At 59.1% G+C, this 21263-nt stretch carries 21 protein-coding genes; all 21 read right to left on the bottom strand.

The annotated features are described in order from the left end of the window. Positions 1-56: 56 nt before the first annotated feature. Positions 57-698: a hypothetical protein gene (locus IFT84_RS20590; protein WP_192122503.1), complete on the bottom strand. Its 642-nt coding sequence runs from the start codon at positions 696-698 to the stop codon at positions 57-59. A gap of 10 nt (positions 699-708) precedes the next feature. Next, on the bottom strand, positions 709-1872 hold the full coding sequence (locus IFT84_RS20585) for a hypothetical protein (RefSeq protein WP_192122502.1): 1164 nt from the start codon (positions 1870-1872) through the stop codon (positions 709-711). Positions 1873-1883: 11 nt separating this feature from the next. Further along, positions 1884-4226 (bottom strand): hypothetical protein, encoded by a 2343-nt coding sequence (locus tag IFT84_RS20580; RefSeq protein ID WP_192122501.1) that lies wholly within the window; start codon positions 4224-4226, stop codon positions 1884-1886. After that, positions 4226-5392 carry a phage tail protein I gene (locus IFT84_RS20575; RefSeq protein ID WP_197975627.1) on the bottom strand — a complete coding sequence of 389 codons (1167 nt, stop codon included), beginning with the start codon at positions 5390-5392 and terminating at the stop codon, positions 4226-4228. Before IFT84_RS20575 ends, IFT84_RS20580 begins: the two co-directional genes overlap by 1 nt. Next, positions 5392-6312, bottom strand: coding sequence for a baseplate J/gp47 family protein (locus IFT84_RS20570; RefSeq protein ID WP_192122500.1), 921 nt, complete (start codon positions 6310-6312; stop codon positions 5392-5394). The genes IFT84_RS20575 and IFT84_RS20570 overlap by 1 nt, the downstream gene beginning before the upstream one ends. Before the next feature lie 19 nt (positions 6313-6331). Continuing rightward, positions 6332-6712, bottom strand: a complete 381-nt coding sequence (locus IFT84_RS20565) for a GPW/gp25 family protein (protein WP_192122499.1) — start codon at positions 6710-6712, stop codon at positions 6332-6334. Between the two features lie 26 nt (positions 6713-6738). Beyond that, entirely contained in the window at positions 6739-7293 is a 555-nt protein-coding gene (locus IFT84_RS20560; RefSeq protein ID WP_192122498.1) for a phage baseplate assembly protein V, read from the bottom strand. Further along, positions 7271-8026, bottom strand: coding sequence for a hypothetical protein (locus tag IFT84_RS20555; protein WP_192122497.1), 756 nt, complete (start codon positions 8024-8026; stop codon positions 7271-7273). Before IFT84_RS20555 ends, IFT84_RS20560 begins: the two co-directional genes overlap by 23 nt. A 2-nt stretch (positions 8027-8028) precedes the next feature. Continuing rightward, the gene (locus IFT84_RS20550) at positions 8029-8415 is read right to left on the bottom strand and encodes a hypothetical protein (protein ID WP_192122496.1); all 387 of its coding nucleotides are present in this window, start codon (positions 8413-8415) and stop codon (positions 8029-8031) included. 11 nt (positions 8416-8426) lie between these two features. After that, positions 8427-8882, bottom strand: a complete 456-nt coding sequence (locus IFT84_RS20545) for a hypothetical protein (RefSeq protein ID WP_192122495.1) — start codon at positions 8880-8882, stop codon at positions 8427-8429. A gap of 68 nt (positions 8883-8950) precedes the next feature. After that, a complete protein-coding gene (locus IFT84_RS20540; RefSeq protein ID WP_192122494.1) occupies positions 8951-9958 on the bottom strand; it encodes a major capsid protein in 1008 nt (335 codons plus the stop codon). A gap of 12 nt (positions 9959-9970) precedes the next feature. After that, a complete protein-coding gene (locus tag IFT84_RS20535) occupies positions 9971-10351 on the bottom strand; it encodes a head decoration protein (RefSeq protein ID WP_192122526.1) in 381 nt (126 codons plus the stop codon). Positions 10352-10353: 2 nt separating this feature from the next. Then, a complete protein-coding gene (locus tag IFT84_RS20530) occupies positions 10354-11388 on the bottom strand; it encodes a head maturation protease, ClpP-related (RefSeq protein ID WP_192122493.1) in 1035 nt (344 codons plus the stop codon). Between the two features lie 11 nt (positions 11389-11399). After that, complete coding sequence (locus IFT84_RS20525) at positions 11400-11669, bottom strand: hypothetical protein (RefSeq protein WP_192122492.1); 270 nt, start codon at positions 11667-11669, stop codon at positions 11400-11402. Beyond that, the gene (locus IFT84_RS20520) at positions 11669-13291 is read right to left on the bottom strand and encodes a phage portal protein (RefSeq protein WP_192122491.1); all 1623 of its coding nucleotides are present in this window, start codon (positions 13289-13291) and stop codon (positions 11669-11671) included. The genes IFT84_RS20525 and IFT84_RS20520 overlap by 1 nt, the downstream gene beginning before the upstream one ends. Beyond that, positions 13288-15261: a phage terminase large subunit family protein gene (locus IFT84_RS20515; protein ID WP_192122490.1), complete on the bottom strand. Its 1974-nt coding sequence runs from the start codon at positions 15259-15261 to the stop codon at positions 13288-13290. The genes IFT84_RS20520 and IFT84_RS20515 overlap by 4 nt, the downstream gene beginning before the upstream one ends. After that, entirely contained in the window at positions 15258-15920 is a 663-nt protein-coding gene (locus IFT84_RS20510; RefSeq protein ID WP_192122489.1) for a hypothetical protein, read from the bottom strand. The genes IFT84_RS20515 and IFT84_RS20510 overlap by 4 nt, the downstream gene beginning before the upstream one ends. 189 nt (positions 15921-16109) lie before the next feature. Next, on the bottom strand, positions 16110-16775 hold the full coding sequence (locus IFT84_RS20505; protein ID WP_192122488.1) for a phage tail protein: 666 nt from the start codon (positions 16773-16775) through the stop codon (positions 16110-16112). Positions 16776-16902: 127 nt separating this feature from the next. Continuing rightward, positions 16903-17694 carry a hypothetical protein gene (locus IFT84_RS20500; protein WP_192122487.1) on the bottom strand — a complete coding sequence of 264 codons (792 nt, stop codon included), beginning with the start codon at positions 17692-17694 and terminating at the stop codon, positions 16903-16905. 395 nt (positions 17695-18089) lie between these two features. After that, entirely contained in the window at positions 18090-19895 is a 1806-nt protein-coding gene (locus IFT84_RS20495; protein ID WP_192122486.1) for a DNA primase family protein, read from the bottom strand. After that, the gene (locus IFT84_RS20490; RefSeq protein ID WP_192122485.1) at positions 19895-21235 is read right to left on the bottom strand and encodes a DUF7146 domain-containing protein; all 1341 of its coding nucleotides are present in this window, start codon (positions 21233-21235) and stop codon (positions 19895-19897) included. The genes IFT84_RS20495 and IFT84_RS20490 overlap by 1 nt, the downstream gene beginning before the upstream one ends. Positions 21236-21263 lie beyond the last annotated feature (28 nt).

Raw genomic sequence — 21263 nt, 5'->3', positions numbered from 1 at the left:
TGGGCATAAAAAAACCGCCTTGTGGGCGGGTCTTGTTGGTGTGACTCTAGCCGGTGTTAAAGGCCGTCCGCATCCCGCCACGCCTGATCGATATCGGCGTCGCTCCAGCCGTAAAGCTGGCCGATCAGGGTGGCAAAGGGTGATGACCGTTCATAGGTCGATGCGCCGGTCACCAGCATTTTTGCCGCAAAGCGTTTGTCCTGCGGTAGCTTGTCGATCAGCGCCATCATGGCTTTCGGCATGATGCCGGGACCGACCGCATTGAGCGCCTCTGCTTCGGTGATGATGCAGCGCTCGGCCAGCAACTGGAAAAACTGGCGATCCGATATCGTCTGCGGCGCGGGTAAAGGCGGCGGTGCGAATGTGCCTGCTTCAATATCACAAATCTGTTGCTCAAACAGCTTGTGTGGTTTTTCGATTGCCGGATCGATCCCGATGATCTCGATCAGATGGGAACCGGCCGGGAAGATTGCCGACGCATCGCGCACGACCGACTGGACGAGAAGCCCGGTCGGGGTCGGCATGAGTGTTGCCGTCACGCTATACGGCGTCCATGTCGTCGGATCATGGGCGAGTTCGTACCAGTCCTTTCCGTCGCTGACACGGCGGGCGAACATGGCGTTTTCAGGAGCGCCGGGCGGTAGGGTTGTGGGCGTGTAGGCTTCCCAGAACCCAAGGTTTTTAAGTGCGTATGTCATTGGGTGATCCTTAAGCGTATCCAACGGTATACCACTGGTCGAAGATGCTCTTCATTTGAAGGTAACGGAAGCGGTATCGCCCACCCGTTTGAGATTTTCCTTCAGCTCCGGTTATGACCGCGCCTCCATAAGGTTCGCTCATAACCCCCCATTGGGCGTCCACGTCGCCAGCGAAGGCCAAACGTGCCGATAGCCGTTGGGCTCGATCATTTGCCCACTCACGGGCGCGGGTTTCGATGCGGGTATTCAAATCTCCAAACTGACGGGTCCAAATGTCGCCGCCTTGGCCGAATATGAAATTATCGCCTGTCAGATTGTTCGTGAAATAAAGACCGCTGTTAGCTGCTACTTGGAGCTTCCACCAGGAAACGCTCGGATAGTGTAGCATCAAGGAGGGTTGCGTTTTCTGAATTTCAAGATCACCGGTCAATGTGCCGCCAGAACGGTTGAGCTTTGTGGAAAACTCCGCTTTGGTTGCAAAATACCCTGACAGATTGCCGTACTGCTTTGTCCAGATTTCGCCGGTGTCGCTGAACCGCGTGGACCATTTGCCGTCACCACCGGTTACGCCAATTGTGCCGTCTTGGTTGAACAAGCGACGCACCGAGCCGTCAATTCCGTTGATGACAACCTGCTGTTTGACCGTAAGAGGCCCGGTCATTGTCCCGCCAGTCAGATCGACTTTTTTGGCCAGTTGCGCGGCAATCGACGCACCAAAATCCTTGTCGTTGCCAATCGCCGCTGCCAACTCCTTCAAGGTATCGAGCGTGCCGGGTGCACCATTGACGAGATCGTCAAGAGCATCAGCCACCCGGGCCTCGATCTGAGCCTTGTTGCGCTCCGCCTGGACGTTCAGGTTTTGCATCTCGGTGTGAAGCGCACCGATTTCCCGCTCACTGGTAAAGCGCTTGTCGGCGGTTTCGGCAATGCGGTCCGGGGTAAAACCCTTGCCCTGTTCTTCGATCACCGCTTTCATGGCCTGCGTCAGCGGCGATACCGTCTGATCGATCTTCTGGATTAAGAGGTTCACGTCTTCGCGGTTGCCGTCCCGAACGGCTTCTGCCACCTGCTCGACCGCGTCGAGACGCATGTCGAGATCGAGGTGAATGGCATTCTCGCGCGAAAGCACATCGTCGCTTTCGCGCAAGCGGTAGTCTTTCTCAAACTTGCGCAATGTCAGCTCCTTTACGCCGTCTTGCGTGCCGCTGCCCATTCGACGTTGTAGGGAAGGCGGTGATTGCTGGTGGAGCCGTCGAGGCGGAACTTGGCGCGGTCGACGGCTGCCGGCAGCTTGAACGTCCATTCCATCTCGACAGCATATTCCTGATCGGGCCTCGCCACCTCGCGGCCTGCCACCACGCGGCTGGTGACGGAGACGGCGGCCGTGGCCGTCTTGTAGCCAGCCCCGTGCAGGCATTTGGCGTTGAGCGTATGGCGGTCTGCATCGTGGGCTGCCACCACGACGCGGAAGCTGAACTCGGTGGCCTGTTCGCCGATCAACCAGTCGGCCGACACCCATGTGAGCTTGTCGCCATTGCGGGTCAGGCGCACGCGGCTGTTGCCGGTCTCGATGATCGGCATGGCCCACTGCGTTCCCGTCAGCACGACGCGCGACTGATAGTAGACGGTCACACCATCCAGAATGCCGCCGCCGATGGTCTGATCAGACAAGGGTCGCCAGACCCCGCCGACATTGATCTCGTAGACGATATTGCTGGCAGACGGCACGATGGTCGGCGCCAGAATATCGATGCCCTGAATGCCGCCATCCAGATTCCACGCCGTCAGGTTGACCGGGATCTGCGTGATCTCAAACGAGCAGAAGTCGATCCCGAACACCAGATCGCGGGTGAGATCGCCGTCGAAGTAGCGCCCGTCCGTGGTCGAGAACAGGTTGCCGCCAAGGAAGGACTGACCGTCTGCGGTTGCCACATCCACGTCGCCGGTGACAAAGTACATCATCGCATAGGCGCGTGCCCGGCTCTGGCTTCCCGCCAGCGGTGCCAGAAAGCGCGGTTTGTCGAACGGGAAGTAGGTCCGCTCTGGCCATGCCTTGAAGTCGGCCTCGCTTTTGTGGACGGTTGCCAGTGCCCGCGTCGGATCGGGTGTGCCATCGTCGCGGCATTCTACAAGAACGGCGGTGACCGCAGCACCCTTGCCCCAGCGCTTGATGCCAAGCCATGTGCGCGGCGTCCAGCGCTCCTGATGCACAAGGAAGGACTGCGCCTTGATGACACCCGAGACCGTCTTCTGGTTGGCGGTGAACTTCTCGTAAGGCACGTCAATCGTATCTGTCCAGTACTGCTGAACGCGCATGATCCGATGATTGGCATTGACGGGATCGTAATGATCCGTTGCTGCCTTGTAGGTCTCGCCGGTTGCCGAGGTGAAGATGCCTGCAATCGGATCGTAACGACCGGACTGCCACCACTGGTTATTGTTGCAGATCGTAAACGTCGAGCCGACGCGCACTCGCTCACGCTTTTCCACGAGCTGCTCGACGGTAATCGTCTGGACCGCAATGCCACCAAGCGGCATTTCCCCGGTCGCAGCCGTGACCGTGATGCCATCGGTTGCCACATAGCGCGGGCAAATCAGGCCGGAGCCTGCATGAGACAGGTTCGGGTCGTTGGGATTGTAGACCGAAAGCGGCACTTCGGTAATGTTGGCATACGGAAAGCGAATGCCTTCTTCCACCAGCGCCTTGTAGTCGGGATGCTTGATATCGGTCTCGCGCAGATCGAGGAAGCGATCTCCCCAATACGGGCTGTTGTTGTCAGAGATATCGAAACGATCCTTGATCAGCGCCATATCGACCTGCAGCGCAGCCAGCGCGCCCTTGGAAGCCGAGCCAAGCAGGGACGCCTTGATGCCGGCCTGATCGGCACGAAGGCCCTCAATGGCCTGCGTGATCAGTGCCAGTGTTTTGGCAACGTCGTTAACTTGGCCTGCTACGCGCTCCAGCCGCTGCGCTTGGCTATCGGTGCGCATGGTCACCGACTGGATGCCCGATGTCGTCACCAGCACCTCGGCAACAGCCACCGCGCCAATCGGGGCAACCGGTGCCACAGGCCGCGCGCCTTCAATACCGGGAGCAACGGTCAGAACAACCTTGCGGTTTTTGGTGCGATAACCATCGTCAATGCTTTGCTGGGTGCCGCTGGCCGGATTGTTGGGATCGATGGGCCGCTCGTAATAACGATCCTCGACATCGTCGCTGACTTCCTGCCCCTGCGCCACGATCAGGCAAATGACCGACTGTCCGGCCGTGACCGGCACGAACGCGGCAAAGGAGCGCTCCTCCGTCACCTCGGAGGCAAACTGGCGACCGTTGTCATAGAGACGACCGGGCGCAATCTGCACCGTGACCGAACCGGACTGCGTGACCAGCAGGCCGGAATAGACCAGCGCCGAGGCCATGAGGTCGCGGGTCAACAGGTCGATACCGGTCTGCGGGAATGTGCCGAGGCGCTCAAAATCAACCTCGTTGACGCCTTGGCCTTCTTTGACCACTACACGTTGATACATCAGCTTTTCCTTTTTCTCTGGCCGTAGCGGGTGGCTGGCCGAATGGCGTGCAGATCCGCATAGGTCAGTCTGTCTGTGGCTTTAAAATCGATGGCGTTGACGTCGCGCAGCGCTGCGGCCGACTGGATGGCCGTCATCAGGCGAACGGCCTGGGCAGTGCTGGAACCGGCAACCTTGCGGCCTGTTGGAAACCGGGATGGTGCAATCGGACGGCTCCAGTCCACCGTCCAGGCGGCGGTATAGGCCGGGCGCATAAGACGCGACCGGCCGACGATGTTGAGCGGCTTGTGGGCCGTGGTGCGCCCGGCGCTATAGCTGAAGCGCATGGCGATATAACCATTGGCAACCGTAACCGGTGCGACAACCTGACGGCCGCTGCGTCCGACCGGCTTGAAGATTGCCGTGGCACCATCAATCTGGCGGCGTGCGGCATGGGCGACGATCTGGCGATCTCCGCGTGAAACCACGCTGCGCACGTCCGTTTGCGATCCGGTCAGCGGACGCACGGCCAGCACATCGAGTGGCAGAGTGAGCGGACCGGCAAGGCGAACCATCGCGCCCCGTCCGCAGATCGTCATGGCCTGACGGGCCACCGGCAAGGTGATGCGCTCAAACCCGTCGCGCGGCTGAATGACAAGCGGTGTTTCCATCCCGTCACGCACCATCACAGCGCGCCGGGCAAGCCTCGCATCGCCGCGCACAAAGCAGTCGCGCCCGACAAAGCGACGAACCGATCCGGCCAGCGTGAAAGTTGCGCCATCGTGAATGCGCAGCTCGGGCAAACGCGCGCGCCATGCCTGTTCGTCACTGCGCGAAACCGCACGATCCACAAACAGCCCGTGACGGGGCAGATTGTAGGACACAAGATCGGCGTCGCGGTAGGACAGCGCCATGCGCACCCCGGCTGGCGTGGTCTTGGCCCGATGATAGGCAAGGCTTTCGCCAACCACGCGGCGTTTGCGCGAAACCGACCACGCCTCATCCCAGATATCGACCGACAAGGCCCAGGCCAGAAGACTAAGCTCACTTTCCGGGCATGTGTCGGCGTTCCAGAGCGTGGACAGAATGGCCGGATAGGATTGCACCCTATCAAGCCGGGTCCGGTTGGTCTGGCTCATGACGGTCTCGAACGCGCCGGATGCGCCCGGCAACAGTGTGGTCGCCATCACACCACCTCCGTTTCGACCGTGATCGAGCGCACATGCGGCACGGTTTCGGGCCGCGCCGGTCTGTCGGTCACCGGCGCGTTGACGCGCACGGTGATGACCGGGCCGACATGGGCGGCCGCACTGATCGCTTCACGAAACACCGCTGCATGGATGCGGTGGAGACTGTCAGCCAGCGCCCAAAGCCCACGTTCGGCCTGCGCCCGGACCACGGACAGGTCCGGGCCTTTCGGAACAACCAATGTCACCGTCCAATCCTGCGCATCGATCTCGGCGGGCAGGAACGTCACGACATCGGTCGATTGCTGACCGTCCTCGGCGGAAAACGCCGCAACGATCTCGGCAATCAGATCGGGGCCGATCATGCCATCCCCGGACCGGCCGAGCAGCCGGACCTCGACGCGGCCAGCACCCCGATGGATCGGCCAGGCATGTTTGATCTCTTGGGCAAACGCCGTGCGGATGCGATAGACATAGCCGCCCGGTGTCAGCCCCATATCGGCCAGCGCTTCGGGTGCCAGTTGCGCGCGCGAGCGCAGCGCCTCGTCTGTTTCCATCTGCGCCGCCGTGCGCTCGGTTGCCGCAACGATCACCCGGCGCTGCGTGCGGTGATAGGTCGTTGCCAGATGGTCGAGATTGGCCCCGGTGGCCTGCGCCAGTCGCAAACCCTTGGCTGCATCGTTGATCATCTGCAGGATCAGCGTTTCCGAATAGGCGAATTCCTCATTCAGAATGATCGCCGGATCGCTTTCCAGCATCGCCACGTTGAACGCCGGCAGGTCCGGGTTCTTCTCGCGCGCCGCATTCCAGAACTGCTGAAGCAGGATCAGGCGCGCCGCGAGAGTGGCTTCGAAATTGACGCCAACCAGTTCAGCAGCGCCAAGCCGGGATAGATCGAGGGTATCGGAAACAAAGGCCATGGTGGACCGTCCTGACTGATTAGCCCAATCGCTGCAGGATCGGGCGCGTTGTCATTGCCTGACTGTTGGTGAAGTCGCCGAGGTGACCGCGCGGAAAGTATGTGCCGTAAAGCGCCAGCGTGATGCGGCCCGATGGACCGGCCTCGTCAACGGCGCATTCCTCCACCCGAAAACGTGGCTCCCAGCGGGCAATGGCGACCGCCGCTTCGGAAAACAGCTGCAACACATTGCGCGCCGTCAGTTTGTTGTCGATCAGATCGGGCAGACGCGAACCAAAATCGCGCCGCATGACCCGCGACCCGATGGGTGTCGTCAGGATCTTGGCAATCGATTGCTGCACATGGTCCCAATCGCTCAAAGCCGCGCCGGTCGAGGCGTCGATACCGGTTGAAAACGCCATATTTGCCTCCTGGAAAAAACTGTCAGCTATTGGATTGGCGGATCTGTCTTCTCGCCGGCGCGCTTCACACCGCCGTGGATGTGGGTGCTGCCAATGTTGACGCCGTTGTGGGTGAGCGAACCGCCCTCAATCGCCACATTGCCGGTGATCGTCACATCGCCGTTCATGACAATCTGGCCGGACACCAGTGTCAGAGCGCCGCCGTCAGCTGCAAACACCGTGTCGCCGATCTTGATATGCAGCGGCGAGGACGTGTTCTCGCGGGCGTTGGCGTTGCTGTAGGTCGACATATCGATCACGGCGTCGGTCAGATCGCCGCTTTCGGAGACGACATCGACCTGTTCGCCCTTGGTCAACAGCACATCGATCTTCACCCCGCCTGCCCCAAGCGACCGGGATCGAATCCACGGCGACAGGTACGGTTTGCCGTTCGGACTGGAGAGCATCACGCGGTACTTGCCCTGTTCGTGATCGACCTCGGCAATGGTGCCGGTGCGCTTGCGGTTGCGTGCCCGGCGCTCGATCTCGTTGACGCGGGAATAAAGGTCGGCAAGTTGGTCAGGCAGTGTGTGTGGGATCATCGATCAATGTCTCCTCGGTCACCAGCGGCGTCAGCAGCAACGCATCCATGTCCGCGCGCGTAGCAAACAGCCGCGATTGCAGCTTACGCCAGTCTGGCTGGTCAGAACCGTCGGCCAGTGCCGCCCTGAAGTTCATCGCAATATTGGCGAAACCTTTATCCCCGTCGGCTTCCATCGCCGCCAAGCCGGCTTCAATACACGGCGGCAAGTTTCGTCCGGGAATTGGCTCATGCACAACCTTCAGGCTCACTTGTGTATAGCGGCAGGCGTATTTGCGGCCGACCTCCGGGTCGACTGCGCGGGTATCGATGATTTTGCCGACACCTAAAACAAGGCCGCGAAACACACGACACCATGCGACATCGTAATCATGCAGTACAGCGCGCCACTGACGATCAAGAATATTAAGCACCGCCTCATAGGCCGCATCTGTCTCGGCAATATCAGACACAAGAGCTTCACCGTCCTCCGTCTTGATTTTAGAAACGGAGACGACAATTGCTTGAATCAGAAGCCGCAATTCGGTGGATCGGCCGAGAAACCCACCGTCGCTGTGAGCCGTTCCATCCTGCTCGGCTTCCTCGCAGGAAATAATCAGCGCGGTTTGACCATCTTCATTGACCAGCCCCCGAAAACTATCAATGCGGCTATCATAGACGCAGTCGCCTGCAACCGTACGTCCGCGTAAAGCCTCGACGGCCGAGGTCACAACCAGTTGTCGAACAACGCTCATGGTCAAATCCTTTGCAGGTAGAGCAGCAACACCCCGTTCGGCAGATTGAACGGGCGGGTGACGCGGTAGGTGATGGGGCCGCCGCCCTGTTTCGGTGTTCGGATGACATGGTCGCCCGGTCGTGGCTGCCATGCGAGGCGGTCAAGCGCGATGCTGATCGATGGCGTTTCATCATCGGCATGGGAGGCACCGGCAACTTTACGCCCGGTTCCGAGCGTCTCGATGTCGATGCCGAGGTCATATCTGGCCGGGACGGCGTCCATGCGCGGGCGGGTGTCGTCCGCAACGGCCGACATTTTGCCCTCGCGCATGGCAAGGATGGTCACGGGTTCGCCGAAAACATCCCGAAGCATGCCCGGCAGTGAGGCGCGCACAGCTTCGAGGTCCATTCTCGAAAGCCTTATGCGTCAGAAGACGAGGTGTCGTCTTCGCCCTCATCTGCGCCTTCGTCGTTGGACGGGTCCGGTTCCTGCTCCAATGTCGTGGTGCCATCCAGTGGCAAGCCGCTCTGTTGCGGATCTACATGAGCGTTGGACACGTCGGCTGCAGGATTGTCCTGCCCTTGCGGCGTGTTTTCTTTTGTCTCAGGAGCTGCTGGACTAGACGGCGGCACAGACGCCTTGCCGCGTCCTTTGCCTTTCGGCTTTTCCGGGCCGTTCGGCTTATCAGCGCTGCCCGCGTCCTCGGACTGGATCACTTCATGGGCAAAGCGATTTTCAACCAGCATACGTCCATAGTCTTCTGGCACGTCGACAGCCTCATGAGGATCTGTCGAGTAATCCTTTGGCAGTCCAAGCACTGTGCCCGGGATGATGATGCCGCGCGGGGAGGCAACCCGCATTGTCTTCAATGTCATGGCGGTTTCTTTCCATTTGCAGATGGCCGGACCCACGCCCGGCCTTTGGTTTGAAAGACAAGCGGCGCTTACAAGGTCAGTTCGCGCAGAACCTGTGGGCGGGTGCAGATGGAAATCGCGTTCATCTGCACTTCGAGATCGTAGCCCTTGCCGTTTCGCTTCTCGATGGCGCGCGCATAGAATGGCAGGCCTTTGGTATTCACCGTTTCATTGTAATCGCCGGGTGCGAAACGGGTGATAAACAGATCCGCGACGCCTTTCGGCACGACGCGAGCGCGGTCATGGGCAATGTACGGCGAGCCAAGATCCTTCGTAGCCTTCGCACCGGTTTTGTAGCGTTCCCACGTTGCCCCACCAAACTCGTACACATCGGGCACGTCTTGGCGAAGAACGGCAGCACCACCACCGTAGAGGAAGGTTTCACGCACGCTCTTATGCTGCCACATGGCCTGATGGAGTGTACGGCCGGCGAAAACATGTATCCCATCATAGGGTTCGTCTAGCGTATCCTCTAAGCCGTAGAGAGCTTCTTGCCACAGTTTTGTGACCAGCGTGTTCGGGTCGTTCAATCCCAAAGAGATTGGGGCAGGAACAGCGATTTCAAACGTCTTGTAGAGATCCACCAGAACGCCGCCGGACTTGGAGGTAACGATCCCCTTGATGGCACCGACACGTTGATGTTCCAAGGTCATGGTCAAGTCAGCTGCGTGTCGCTGTGTCTTTCCATTGACCCGGTTCTCGACGGTTTCTGCAGCCGATTCAGAGCCGAAAGCACGAACCCCTTGGACTTCATCCGCAAGGATGGAATCATCACGCTGGTAGTGTTCAATGTTGACAGGGACTTTCTTGCGCTTTTCGTCGTCTGTCGTTTCACCCGCGCCGCCGCGTGCGCTCGGTTCGACAAGCGCCAGTTTGCCGTCGCGCATTTCGACAGAAATCGTAGTTGTTGATACGCCGTCCTCATCAAAAAGACCGGATGCGGAAATCTGGCCGGGCCGGTAGGTGCCGACGTTAACTGCGGCGGTCAGGCTCTCAAGGCTGAAGGGATCGCCGCCGTGAATATTTGGAACTGTCATAATCGGATTCTCCTATCGCGCCTTGATGGTGACGCTGCGCAGCTGGTTGAGTTTGGCGTTGGTCTTGCCCGCATCGTTGACGCTCGGATGGAAGATCAACATGGGCCGTTTGACCTCGGCATCATTGGTAATGCAGACAACCTCGACGTCGACCGTTGTTGCATCCACGCCGTAACCGAGAACGGCATTTGCAGTTTCAGCGCCCTCACTGCCTGCAACGAGGGCCGCAGGTGATGGAATATGCTTTGAGGTCGCGGTGACCTTGCCGAGAACTGTCCCGGCTTCAAGCTTTCCAGATCCCGCCGCGATAGTCAGAACCTCACGCGAGATATACCCGTTGGCTTCCGTCAGCAGGAACGCCAGCGGACGGGCTGTTTCGTGAACCGTCTTCATCATCAGGCACCTTTCATGTTTCGGCGCGCGTAAATCTCGCTCGCATTGAGATTGGCAGCGGGCTTGCTTTGGGTGCCGCCGCCCCCGCCGCCCGGCTGGGCCAGAGCAGCGGCTGCCAGCCGCCGTTCTTCGTAGGTTGGTTCCGGTGGCGTGGTGGCGGTCGCCGGGGCTGCCAGTTTCAAAGCGGCGATAGCAGCGTCCGGCGTCATGTCGGTTTCAAAGGCAAAATGGTTGGCAAGCGCCTCGCGGCCCTTGGCATCATCGCAGTTCATGATGGCCTTGATCCGGTCTTTCGTCGCGGTTGCAACCGCCTTGTCAGCGTCGGCGTCACTGGTGACAGCCGGTTTATCGTTCGCCATGGAACGGTTCTCCTGTTTGGAAGGGTTTGCGGCAGTGGTGGACGCCAGTGCCCGGTTCTCGGCCCCGGTGTGAGACCAGTTTTTCTTGCCCGCCAGCGCGACGAAGCGCTGTGGGGCTTTTGCGTAGACGCTGTAATCGTGGGCAGCGGCTGGCTTGGCCTTGTTGTCATTGGCCGAGGTTGCAAAAGCACGCTCGACAGCCTCGTCGGCGGTCAGCCACAACTCGTCTTTCATGTCGGCGCGGATGTCGTCGATGTCTTCACCGGTCACATCGGCGTAAATGCTGGCGAAACTGACGGCGTGCTTTTCCAGCATCTTGACCGCCTTGGCCATATCGTCGGCTGTACCCCACACCACAGAGGCCGGGTCGTGGATCATCATCATTGCGCCCTTGCGCATGATCCGCTCCTCACCCGCCATGGCAATGATAGAGGCACTGGACGCTGCCATCGCATCGACAATGACGGTGACCTTGCCCTTATGCTGTGAAAGCGCATTGAAGATCGCCACGCCATCATCGACATAGCCGCCGCCCGAATTGATCCGGACGTTGACGTCTGTATCCCGGCCGATCTCGGCCAGCGCATCAATGACTTCGCGCGAAGTGAAGCCTTGATCCCAATAGTTATCGCCGACGAACCCGTACAAAACGAGTTCGCCGTTCACCAGAACAGCCATAATGATTTCCTCTAGTAGCGCAGCAACCGGCGTCGGGACGGCGGGCGCTTGTTCTGCTTAACCAGACAGGCCCGATTGAGCCGGTCAATTTCCATATCCAGCGCCTTCAGGTTTCCGGGCGAAAACCGCACGGTTTCCCGCGTGACTGGCGACATGAGGGAGTATTCCTCGGTGTTTTCCCCGGCCACCAGCTTGAGGCGAACAACTTCAAGCACGGCTTTCAAGGCGCAAGGGTCGTCGGCGTCAACCGAGACGCCGGCGAGTTTGATGATGTTTGCCATCAGCGTTCCGCCTTCTTCTTCTCGCCGTTGTCCATCGTCGGTTCACTGCCCATCTTGCGGGCAAAGGGCGACGGCATTTCCGCCTCGATGTGACGCTGGTGCCACCGTTTGCGGCTTTCGAAGCTTTCTTCCGGGTCGATACCGCGCGCAGCGCACTCGACTTCCCACGTCGTGGTGCCGTTGAGCATGCGTTCGGTTGACGCCTTGGCCTGTTTTTCGTCGTCGGCGGTTGGCTTGGAAGGACCGAGGCATGTTGCCCACAAGATCGCATCCCGGTTCTGGCGGTAGGCTTCAGCGCCGGGCTTGAACGGGATGCGTCCTTCCTCGATTTCCTCATCCAGCCACGACGCAAACGGCACAAGCATATGCGGCGCGGCAATCCTGTCTGTCCGCCGCACGGCCAGCGGCCACACAGAGGCGTTTTCCATGTTCGTGCTTGCGTAGGTCGCCTGCGTATAATCCATGGTGTAGCCGCCATAGGTGATACCGAGCGCACGGGCTGTTTCGCGGTGCAGCGCCGACGAAAACGGCAGATAATCCGGGCCCGGTATCTTGGCATTCTCAAATGTCAGGCTTTCGCCGACAGCCAATTGCGAAACGCCGACGCCGGAGCCGATTTTGAGTTCCGACTCCGCTGCCCGGTCGAGATTTGCCTTGAAGTAGTCAACAAAATCCGCTGCCAGATCCTCGGCCCCTTCGGCCCCGGTATCTTTCATCGCATCCAGCGCTTCAAACACATCGGCGCTGGGTCGATCACTCTTCAAAACAGCGGCGTAAACCGTCTGCAAAAACGCCATTTGCGAGGTGGCATCGTCCAGATTTTCCCCCATGAGGTATTTTCTGAACGTCGGCGCCAGCGGCGTGATGCCACGAACGTCGTTGGCACCGATCGGATCGAACGCGTGCATCACCAGTTCGCGGCCATCTGCGTCCCGCGCTGGAAAATCGCGCTTGGCAGTAAGGCCATATTCGTTCTGCACCTCGAACCGATACGCCCGAACGCGGCCGTTTTCGTCATGCAGAACACCCTGAAACAGCCGCTCGTTGGTGTTTGTGTCCTGAACCAATCGATCTGGCGACAAAAGCAGGAATTTCGTACCTGTTTTGATACCGTACCGTCTGCGCTGCGCCTTGCCCATGAACTCGACAACGCCAAGGCTTTCACCATAGCCGAGCCAGTTGCGGATGCCGATATCGGTCTTTTGCGGCAGGGTAAACTTGCCCCGAAAGTCACATTCCGCTGGATTCCACGCCCAAAGCTTGAAGCGGTTCTTCAGCATGCGAATCCAGTCGGCTGCTTCCCCTTCCTCATAGCCGAACCGAGCCAGATCCGGCTGCGGATTGAGCGTTAGCTCGACGCCGACCGTATCAACGATGATCTGGTCGACCGCACCTTTCAATCGGCCGGAGTTTTGCAGCATGTCCATGGTCAGCCCGGCCGCGCGCCGCCAGACCCGGCGCACTTCGTCCCGGTGGTCCTGCAGGGATGCAGGCCGGGCCGCGATCACGCCGGACTGGCTATCACGCATGTAAGCGTTGGTGGCGCGCACAGCCCGACCGATTGTTGCCGGAGCGGGCAGTCTGTGACTGCCCGCTGCAACGCGCATACGAGGTTTTGTCATTTTCGTTTCGCCCATCGGTTGGTTCGCGGTGGTTTCTTCGGTTCAGCCGGAACAGGCGGCGCGGCAGTGGCTTTTATGACGGCCACTGCTGTTTTCAGGGCCGAGAACAGCCCGTCCTCGAAATCAAACTGTGCTTCAGGCGGATGCACTTCCCGCTCGGATTCCAGCCGGTCCCAAATTTTGTCGGGCATGCCACGAACGCCGAACAGGATTGCCGCCACCTCGGCCTGGTTCATCGTGTCGAGCATTTCGTTGGCCTGCGCCGGGTCTTTTTCCCAAACGTACTCGACAAAGCCGTCTTTCTTTTTTTTCGGGACACGACGCTCGGCGGTCAGCTGGCGGTAATACTCGTCTTCCAGACCCGTCGGAAAACCGACAAAGCCGCGCTCCATCGGGTCCAGCTTGGCGACATTGCGGTAGAGCGCCATCTTCAGGATCGAGCCGTTGAAGTTATAAAACCGCTTCGAGTAATTCAGAATCTTACCCGTCTTGTGGTTTCGCTCCTTCTTCACCCGTTGCGTCAATGGCGCTGACTCACTCTTTGCACCGCGCACCATGACAACACGCGATGCAGGGTGACGCTTTGCCCAAAGCCAGACATCCTCGGTATAAGCATTACCGTCGATGGCGATCTTGTCGGCCGCCAGTTTCTGCCCGTAGCTGTTCGTCCAGGTCTGCGCGACCAGCGCGTCCAGCCGCTCCTGGCAGCTTTTCTCGGTGATATGACCAGGAATAACGCCGCAATCGACAACCCAGCGCCGGAAATCCCTGCCCCAAACCACCAGTTGCCATTCGACACGGTCCCCTTGGCAGTCGATCCCAATGGTGACGATGATACCCCCGACCGGGATCTTGCCGCGTGGGTAATCGGATGCCGCACCCCGGTCGCGCAACGCCTCCCACGGCGGCGCTTCACCGAGCGTCACATAGGCTTTCCCGACCGTATCATTCAAAAACGTCTGTTCAGACGCCGGATCGCCTCGGGCACTCAGCCATTCGCGGGCAATTCGCTCCCAGCTTTGCAGCGGCGAGTAGGCCGACCAGATGTAAAACGACCGGTGGAACCGCATCTGCGACGGGTTGTGCGGGCGAAACTGCAAACCATCCAGCATCGTCTGGCGATGGTATTCCTCGATCTCTGTTCCGCACTCGATACAGGTAAAATGCGCTTTTTCGGGATGAGCCTCATCCAGATTGGCAAGCATGTTCTCCCATTCCAGCACCTGATAATGCCCGCAGTGCGGACACGGAACGTAAGGATACTCCTGACTGCCATCCTCGAAATTCTTCGTAATCCGACACCCGGGCATAACCAGCGGCGTCGAAATCTTAAAGATTTTCGCCTCCTCCACCCCACGGCTGCGGCTATCGGCCTGTGTTTCCGGGTCGCCACCGGTGTTGGTTTCCCATTTCGACAGGTCATCCTGCACCTGTCGCTTCATGGTTACCTGCGACAACGATGCGGCCGAGTTCGCCCCGGAGATCTGAATGGCTCCGCGACCGTCGGCGCGCTCCTTGTACAGCAGCGAATCCAGCCCATCGCGGCTCTTCTTTGGAAACAGCGACGTGAGGCTCGTGGTGTTGCGCAGCATTGGCGCAAGTTTCATCTTGCTCCAGCGCTCGGCGTTGTTTTCCGTCGGGTGGACGTACAGAAACCATGACGGGTCCATGTCCATCGAGCCGCCGGTGAAGATGTTGGCGGCAACCGTTCCGCCGATCTGCGCCGACTTCATCAGCGACACGATGCGGCAGAGATCGTCCGGCGATAGCGCCTGCAGAACCGCATCGAAGTACCGAAACAGGCGGCGATTGTACGGGCCGGGATAATCCGGGCTTTCCAGCTCCGAGAACACGATGTTGTTCTCGGCCCACGCCAGATAATCGACCTTTTCCGGGGGCTTGATGACGTCAGCCAGAACCTCGTAGGCGATCCGTTCCGCGTTGGCGGTATCGACCGTGATAATGTTCATTGGATATCGCCTTCCGGTTCTTCAGCCTCCAGCACGGTTTGAACTACGTCGGGAAGCGCAATTGCCTTCAGTGTCATCTGCTTTTCGGCGGTCTCACGCACTTTGCGGAACTCACGCCGCATGAGGTGCTTCACGTCGCGCTGCGGCAGCTTCCATTCGGCTGCTATCGCCATCGACATGTCAGTGAGACCGCCCTCAAAGATTTCCATCATGGCGCTGGCGACCCGCGCCATGCCGTTGCGCATCTCGTCGGTGTTGGTCAGCTGGCCGCGTGCCTGTGCATCCTCTATCGCCGCGTTGCGGTTGGCGCGCCGCGCCTGCTCCAGCTTCTGCTGTTTGATTTGGTAGTCGATCCCGCGCGGCATGTGGTCGTCCTGCGACGATGGCGGCGGCGGATTGTGCTGACTAAACAACGGAGCCGATCCGGGTAGAGGCCGCTCGTCATCCAGCCGGGTGTCGATCCCATTGCCGAGGCGCTGCGACACGTCGAGCGTGATGCGCAGATCCTGTTTTGCCCGATCAACAATGATTTTGGCGTTTCGACCAGAGCCGGACAGGGCAGACGTCGAAATCTTGCCTTCGGAGAGGTACTGACTGATGCGACCCGGCGAGACGCCGATCATCGCAGCAAATTCGCCTTTGCTGACTGCGATTTCCATGCCGACTTTACCGTTCTCTTTAGCTTTTTAGCCGGTCTTTAGAAGTTTAGGCTTTGAATTTAGCCTCAGACTGGCGAGATTTCGGGCCGTTCTCCGCCCGTGGGGGGTGGGTCAGGGGTACGGTCCCTAACCCCGGGGGGGGGTGTGGCAGGACCGCCACACCCCCCCCTTGACCTGCCCTATTGAGGGTTAGACGAAGATGCCCGGGCATAGGCGGTTGATTTCGTGGTTGACCCGATTGGCCAGATGACGGTTGACCACGGATGTGAATGCATCAGCCGTGGCGCCTTTAAGCATTTCAACAGGGATGATGACACCGCTATCGTAGAACGAAACAGGCCGACGCCATGTTGATTTGCCGGTCTTCGCGTTGCTCTCGGGTTCGTAAACGTGTCCGTTCAAGCCAGATGCGGTGACACGGTTAGGGAACCGCCCGCCTTTGATGAATGTCCCGGGGAAAAGCTTGCGCTCACCAAAGGGAGATGCAGTTACACCCCTCAAGGTTTCTCGAGCCTTGAAATGTTTCAGCGATATGTCGCCGCCCCGCGTCGTAAGCGAATAGTGCAGCGATTGTGCCCCGGGTGCCCTATTCTTCGATGCTAACGAACGAGCAAATTGTTCAGGATCAGCGCTTGCCCCCCACGCTTTATTGACCTTTACCGCAGCGCGAATGACCTCAGACTTCAAACCCGTCTGTTTTGCCAGCGCCCGTATAACCTGCGTCTTTGCCTTGGCACCCGTATGGTTGACTGCTCTTTGCAGGGCCAAGTGCTTCTTATGGCTATCGAGAACACCGAGAGCATTGGATAAGCGCTCAATGCCCGACGCATCCTGCCAACTGATTTCAAGTTTCATAGCCACCTCCACCGCATGGGCAGAAACGCAAAACCCGCCGGGGTTAACCAGCGGGTTTGTCGAGACCCTTTTCTACTCTTCAAAGCTATGTCAAGCGACTGCCGCAAAGTAGGGGGTATTTTCTAATTTATTCATAAACGTTTTCAATGGCTTGTGAGGAAGGTGAAAAAGTGCAGGAATCGCACCATGGCTCGATCACAGAATCGAAGGGCATCAGCCGATAGGTCGAAAGACGGCCGGAAAGGCTGGCCGTCAGGCTATCGAGCGCGGATTGCCATATCTGCCAGTCGAGCCGGGACAGGACATCGTTGCGCGTGGATTCCACCAGTTCACATTTCTGGTAGGCATTGCGCATCGGACGCTTGCGTTTTTTGTCGTAACCATTGACCTCAAACCAATAGTTTCGCCCGAATTCGTCACGGCCCTTTTTGAGGAGAAACCAGCGCGGCTTGCCATTGGCCGAAACCAGCTGCAATTCCGGCTTTTCTGCCCGCCAGTCCGGCCCCTTTCCCATGATGGCGGCACAGATGACCAGTCCGGTCATGTAGGTGCCGGTCAACCGTTCGCCTGATAAGCGTATTTCGCTGATGACACTTTCCACGTCTTCCGCAATCACGCCGTAGGGATCGTCAAAGTCAGGAAACGGGTTCCAGCTTTCCGGGATTTCGAAGCGGTTCATGCCCAGCGCCCGCACCGCATTGCCCACCAGCACCGCATCTGGATGTGGCTCCCTTGGCTCCACCCCGCCAAGGGCAAACCCGAACACGCTAGGCGACCGATCCACAATGGTCCCCAGCTTGGCCATCTCCATAAAGACCCCCCATGAAGACTGCCCGGAAACAGAGGTTTTTGGTTCCACCATCCGAAGTTCATAGGTGAAAGCCCATTCCAAAAGCTTTTGAATACCGATCTGTTTCATGATGTTTTCCCTAGCGTCCCTAATATTGGACCTTGCGTCCCTAATCAGTGTTCTTGCGTCCCTATGACTTAGATAAAGACCATTGTTTTTATTGGTTAATTTTAATTTTGAGGGATGATAGGGACGGTAGGGATGAAAGAACGGCCTACACATGTGAGAGATTGAATCCTCGCTATCCCTATTGTCGCCAACAGATACACGCGCGCGCCTCACGCAAGCCTCGCAGATAGCGTCCCTAGCCTCCCTATCGTCATAAGTGTTTGAATCCCCGCGCCCTTTGACTTGACTGTTCCGCCCAAAATCCCGCCGTTATCGTCCCTACGCTCCCTGATTTCGCCGATAGAGACGGTAGGGCGCGGCGTTTTGAGCAAAACGCAAAGGGTCCGGGTGCGCCGTTAGCGGTCATCTGGCCATGGCTCATCGTTGAAGCGCCCCTGCGACGGGCTATCGCCTTGCGGTGCAAGGAACTCGTCTTTGACCGCGATTCCGAAATAAAACGTGGTCCCGCGTTTGCCCTTGCGGAACTGGTGCATACGTCCGTCCTCCCCCTTAAAGCTTTTCTGCGCCTGCCCCGGCATTCGCCGGTTGAACGTGTCCTTTTTGAACTCTGGCAAACCTTCCTTGCGGGCGAAATTCGAATAGGCAATGAACAAATCCTCTGGTGAAGCCATGTCGTTGTCATTGCCGGTTATGCGGCAGCCATTGCGCAGAAAGGCTCCTATCGGGTCGCTTTCCTCGCGGTATTCGGCCGTCGCGGCCTTCACCGCAGCGGGTGGCTGCAAACCTTTTTGCAGGTAGTCCAAAGCGCCCCGCACGGCCCAGGCAAGCACGCCGGGAATTTCCCGCCGCAGTTTCATGGGCAAGTCGGGATCGACCTCGTTTTCCGGGATCTGGATATCAAACGGCACCAAGTGGACGCGCCGCCATATACCGTCTGAATCGTCGTCAACGCGTGGCTTATGGTTGCCCTGAAGCAGGATCTTGAATTGCGGTATCAGTTCGAAGAAATCCTGTTGCAGGCGTCGAACCGCGATTTTCTCGCCACCCGTCAGCGTCTTGATCAGGGCATCCTTCATTTTGACGCCCATTTCAGGCTCGGACGCTGCCACCAGTCGAGCGCCCGGCAAGCGGGCAAGGTCAGGGGTGGCATCGCCTCCCCCTCGTCGGTTCTCGCCGGCGAAACTGTCAATCGACAGGGTGACCGCATAATCACCGAGGACATCGACCATCAGATCGACAAAGGTTGATTTGCCATTCCGGCCTGCCCCGTAAAGAAACAGAAGGCATTGCTCGACCGTCAGTCCGAGAAGGCAGTAACCAATGTAGCGCTGCATGAAGGCCCGGATATCCGGGTTTGGCATGACGGTTATGAAAAACTGTTCAAACACCGGGCAGATCGCATTCGGATCGAAAACCACCGGCGCAAGTTTGGAGATGTAATCGCTATGCCGATGACGATCCATCCGCACCTGCCACTTTCCAACGCCATCCAGCTCCGAGCAGAAGAAGCGCAAAGTGCCGTTGCGCACGTTGATGGCGTACAGATCAGTGTTGAGATCATTGACCATCTTGGCGACGTAGGGTGCAGCTTCCTGCAGCATATTGTTGATTTTGGAGGTTCCGGCCGAGCTTTTGGCATGGCTATGTCGCGATGACATTCGGGCTTTGCGGGTCTTGTTTGCAGCAGCCATAGTGTCGATGGCCTCCTGCAGCTTTTCATGCCTTTCCAGCTTCTCGACCGGCCACTTTTCGTTGGGTTTGCCCAACTCCTTCATGGCAACCTGCGCGGCCCGGCCTTCATCAATCATCGCCTTTTCCTCATCAGTGGCATCGAGAAGAATGGCTTCATCGTCAATAAATTCGGCCGTGCGGTGGGCCAAGGGCCGAACAACGGACCCATCCTCATCCTCTTTCCAACGTTTCCCGTCGAATCCGTGCCAGCCAACACGGGCAACATATAGAATTTCATCGCCATAACGGTTGATCAGCCGACGGGCATTACCGATGTCGGTTTCCGGCTCAAGCGCGCATTCTTCGAGGATTTCCTCGGGAGAAAGCACAAGGGACGGTTCCTCTTCATCCGCCTCGACAACAGGCAAAGGGTCCGGGTGTTGGTTATAAAGCCCACGCTGCATGTTGGCGCGGGCCAGCATGTCCACAACCGGCTCAGGCACACCGCTTTTGCTCTTGTCTTTGCTCATTAACGCCCCTGCACTGCTATTGCGGCGCTGATAGCGCCAGAAAAATCCGTGCCCTCGGGAGGCCACAGGATCTGAATGTCGAGATCCGCACGCGCCAGCCGTGCCTGCGCCCGTGCCATGGCCGAGGCGGTCCACAGCGGTTCGCTATCGCCATCGGCCACCAGCAGCAGCTGGCGCACATGGGCGCGCACCTGGAGCGCTTCAGCGGGGTTCTGCCCCTCTTTCGGTTTTGGCCCCGGCACGCTCACGCGCCGCCATTGGCCGTTCGCGATCTGCTTTTTGAGCGTCGGATGCGGAAACGCGGAATCGGGGTCGGCCGGGCCTGCCAGATTGCCGATATCGCCGGCCGAGAAGTAAAACGTATCCTTGCGGAAACCTTCAGCGCCGGCGACCGCCATCACGTTCTCAATGCCCTCGCCGCCCAGCCAGCGGTTCGCGTCCGGGTCGCCGAGGATCGGTATCAGCCCGCCTTTCTTGGAGCCGCGCATCTTTTTGGTGGGCAGGAGGGTATAGAGGCCCGCCTCGACATCGAGGGGGGTCGGTGGTCGGCGACGGCCAGCGTCGGACAGGAAAGAGCGCCTGGCTTCTCTGCCCTTTTTCGTCACACCCCACAGCACCGGCCGGGATTTGCCTCGGGCGTTGGACAGGTCGATCCACGTCTGGTGGCACCCGATAACGGTGTCGGATGGATCGACAATAGGCGCGATCATGACCGGCCCGGAATAAATCGCCAGCGGCCGACCGCCCTCGTCTTCGCCTTCATAATAGCCGCAATCGGCAATGAATCGAATGTTGTCGAAAATATCCGGCGGCACGACAAAGCCTGTTCGCGCCTGCAGGTAAGCCGTCACCATGTCACGGCCGCGCTCTGTACTGGCTTTCAGCCACATGCCCCGTGCCTTGTTGATTTCGCGCTCACGATGGATGTTGCCTTGCGCGTCCTGCGCTTGCCGATTGCGTTCGGCCTGCGCCTGCGCCTCGGCAATGCGCCTCTGGCGCTCTGCCCGTTGTTCATCGCTCTCGTGTTCGCCCTCTTGCGGCACAGGCTCTTTCAGCACGGCCGAACACGCGCCGAGGAAGCCCGTGCGCGACCGCACCTCATAATGCAGGACATGGGCTGCAAGGCCGATCCCGTCTTTCCCGCCAGCGCCGCAGCCCCGGCAAACCCACACGGCTTTCTTGCGGTTAACCGCAAAGCGATCCCGACCGCCGCAACGCGGGCACGGCCCCTCATATTCCGGCCTGCCCCGCGCCGGTACCGGTATGGCCAGCCGGTCAACCGCATCCGCAAAGGATATGGCCCGGGCGCGTTCTATGAATTCATCCAGAACGTCAGACATGAACCCATCCCTTTCGAGACCAGAGTAT

Source organism: Rhizobium sp. CFBP 8762 (genome assembly GCF_014841565.1).
GTDB lineage: Bacteria > Pseudomonadota > Alphaproteobacteria > Rhizobiales > Rhizobiaceae > CFBP-8762.
The sequence above is the reverse complement of the archived record's forward strand: the minus strand, read 5'-3'. Positions and strand labels throughout refer to the sequence as shown.

Coding starts and splice junctions, on each gene's coding strand:
- IFT84_RS20535 (WP_192122526.1), bottom strand. CDS start 10,351: ATGAAGACGGTTCACGAAACAGCCCGTCCGCTGGCGTTCCTGCTGACG.
- IFT84_RS20570 (WP_192122500.1), bottom strand. CDS start 6,312: ATGGCCTTTGTTTCCGATACCCTCGATCTATCCCGGCTTGGCGCTGCT.
- IFT84_RS20530 (WP_192122493.1), bottom strand. CDS start 11,388: ATGGCTGTTCTGGTGAACGGCGAACTCGTTTTGTACGGGTTCGTCGGC.
- IFT84_RS20510 (WP_192122489.1), bottom strand. CDS start 15,920: ATGGAAATCGCAGTCAGCAAAGGCGAATTTGCTGCGATGATCGGCGTC.
- IFT84_RS20590 (WP_192122503.1), bottom strand. CDS start 698: ATGACATACGCACTTAAAAACCTTGGGTTCTGGGAAGCCTACACGCCC.
- IFT84_RS20490 (WP_192122485.1), bottom strand. CDS start 21,235: ATGTCTGACGTTCTGGATGAATTCATAGAACGCGCCCGGGCCATATCC.
- IFT84_RS20525 (WP_192122492.1), bottom strand. CDS start 11,669: ATGGCAAACATCATCAAACTCGCCGGCGTCTCGGTTGACGCCGACGAC.
- IFT84_RS20515 (WP_192122490.1), bottom strand. CDS start 15,261: ATGAACATTATCACGGTCGATACCGCCAACGCGGAACGGATCGCCTAC.
- IFT84_RS20520 (WP_192122491.1), bottom strand. CDS start 13,291: ATGACAAAACCTCGTATGCGCGTTGCAGCGGGCAGTCACAGACTGCCC.
- IFT84_RS20565 (WP_192122499.1), bottom strand. CDS start 6,712: ATGGCGTTTTCAACCGGTATCGACGCCTCGACCGGCGCGGCTTTGAGC.
- IFT84_RS20580 (WP_192122501.1), bottom strand. CDS start 4,226: ATGTATCAACGTGTAGTGGTCAAAGAAGGCCAAGGCGTCAACGAGGTT.
- IFT84_RS20505 (WP_192122488.1), bottom strand. CDS start 16,775: ATGAAACTTGAAATCAGTTGGCAGGATGCGTCGGGCATTGAGCGCTTA.
- IFT84_RS20540 (WP_192122494.1), bottom strand. CDS start 9,958: ATGACAGTTCCAAATATTCACGGCGGCGATCCCTTCAGCCTTGAGAGC.
- IFT84_RS20495 (WP_192122486.1), bottom strand. CDS start 19,895: ATGAGCAAAGACAAGAGCAAAAGCGGTGTGCCTGAGCCGGTTGTGGAC.
- IFT84_RS20550 (WP_192122496.1), bottom strand. CDS start 8,415: ATGGACCTCGAAGCTGTGCGCGCCTCACTGCCGGGCATGCTTCGGGAT.
- IFT84_RS20500 (WP_192122487.1), bottom strand. CDS start 17,694: ATGAAACAGATCGGTATTCAAAAGCTTTTGGAATGGGCTTTCACCTAT.
- IFT84_RS20575 (WP_197975627.1), bottom strand. CDS start 5,392: ATGGCGACCACACTGTTGCCGGGCGCATCCGGCGCGTTCGAGACCGTC.
- IFT84_RS20560 (WP_192122498.1), bottom strand. CDS start 7,293: ATGATCCCACACACACTGCCTGACCAACTTGCCGACCTTTATTCCCGC.
- IFT84_RS20555 (WP_192122497.1), bottom strand. CDS start 8,026: ATGAGCGTTGTTCGACAACTGGTTGTGACCTCGGCCGTCGAGGCTTTA.
- IFT84_RS20545 (WP_192122495.1), bottom strand. CDS start 8,882: ATGACATTGAAGACAATGCGGGTTGCCTCCCCGCGCGGCATCATCATC.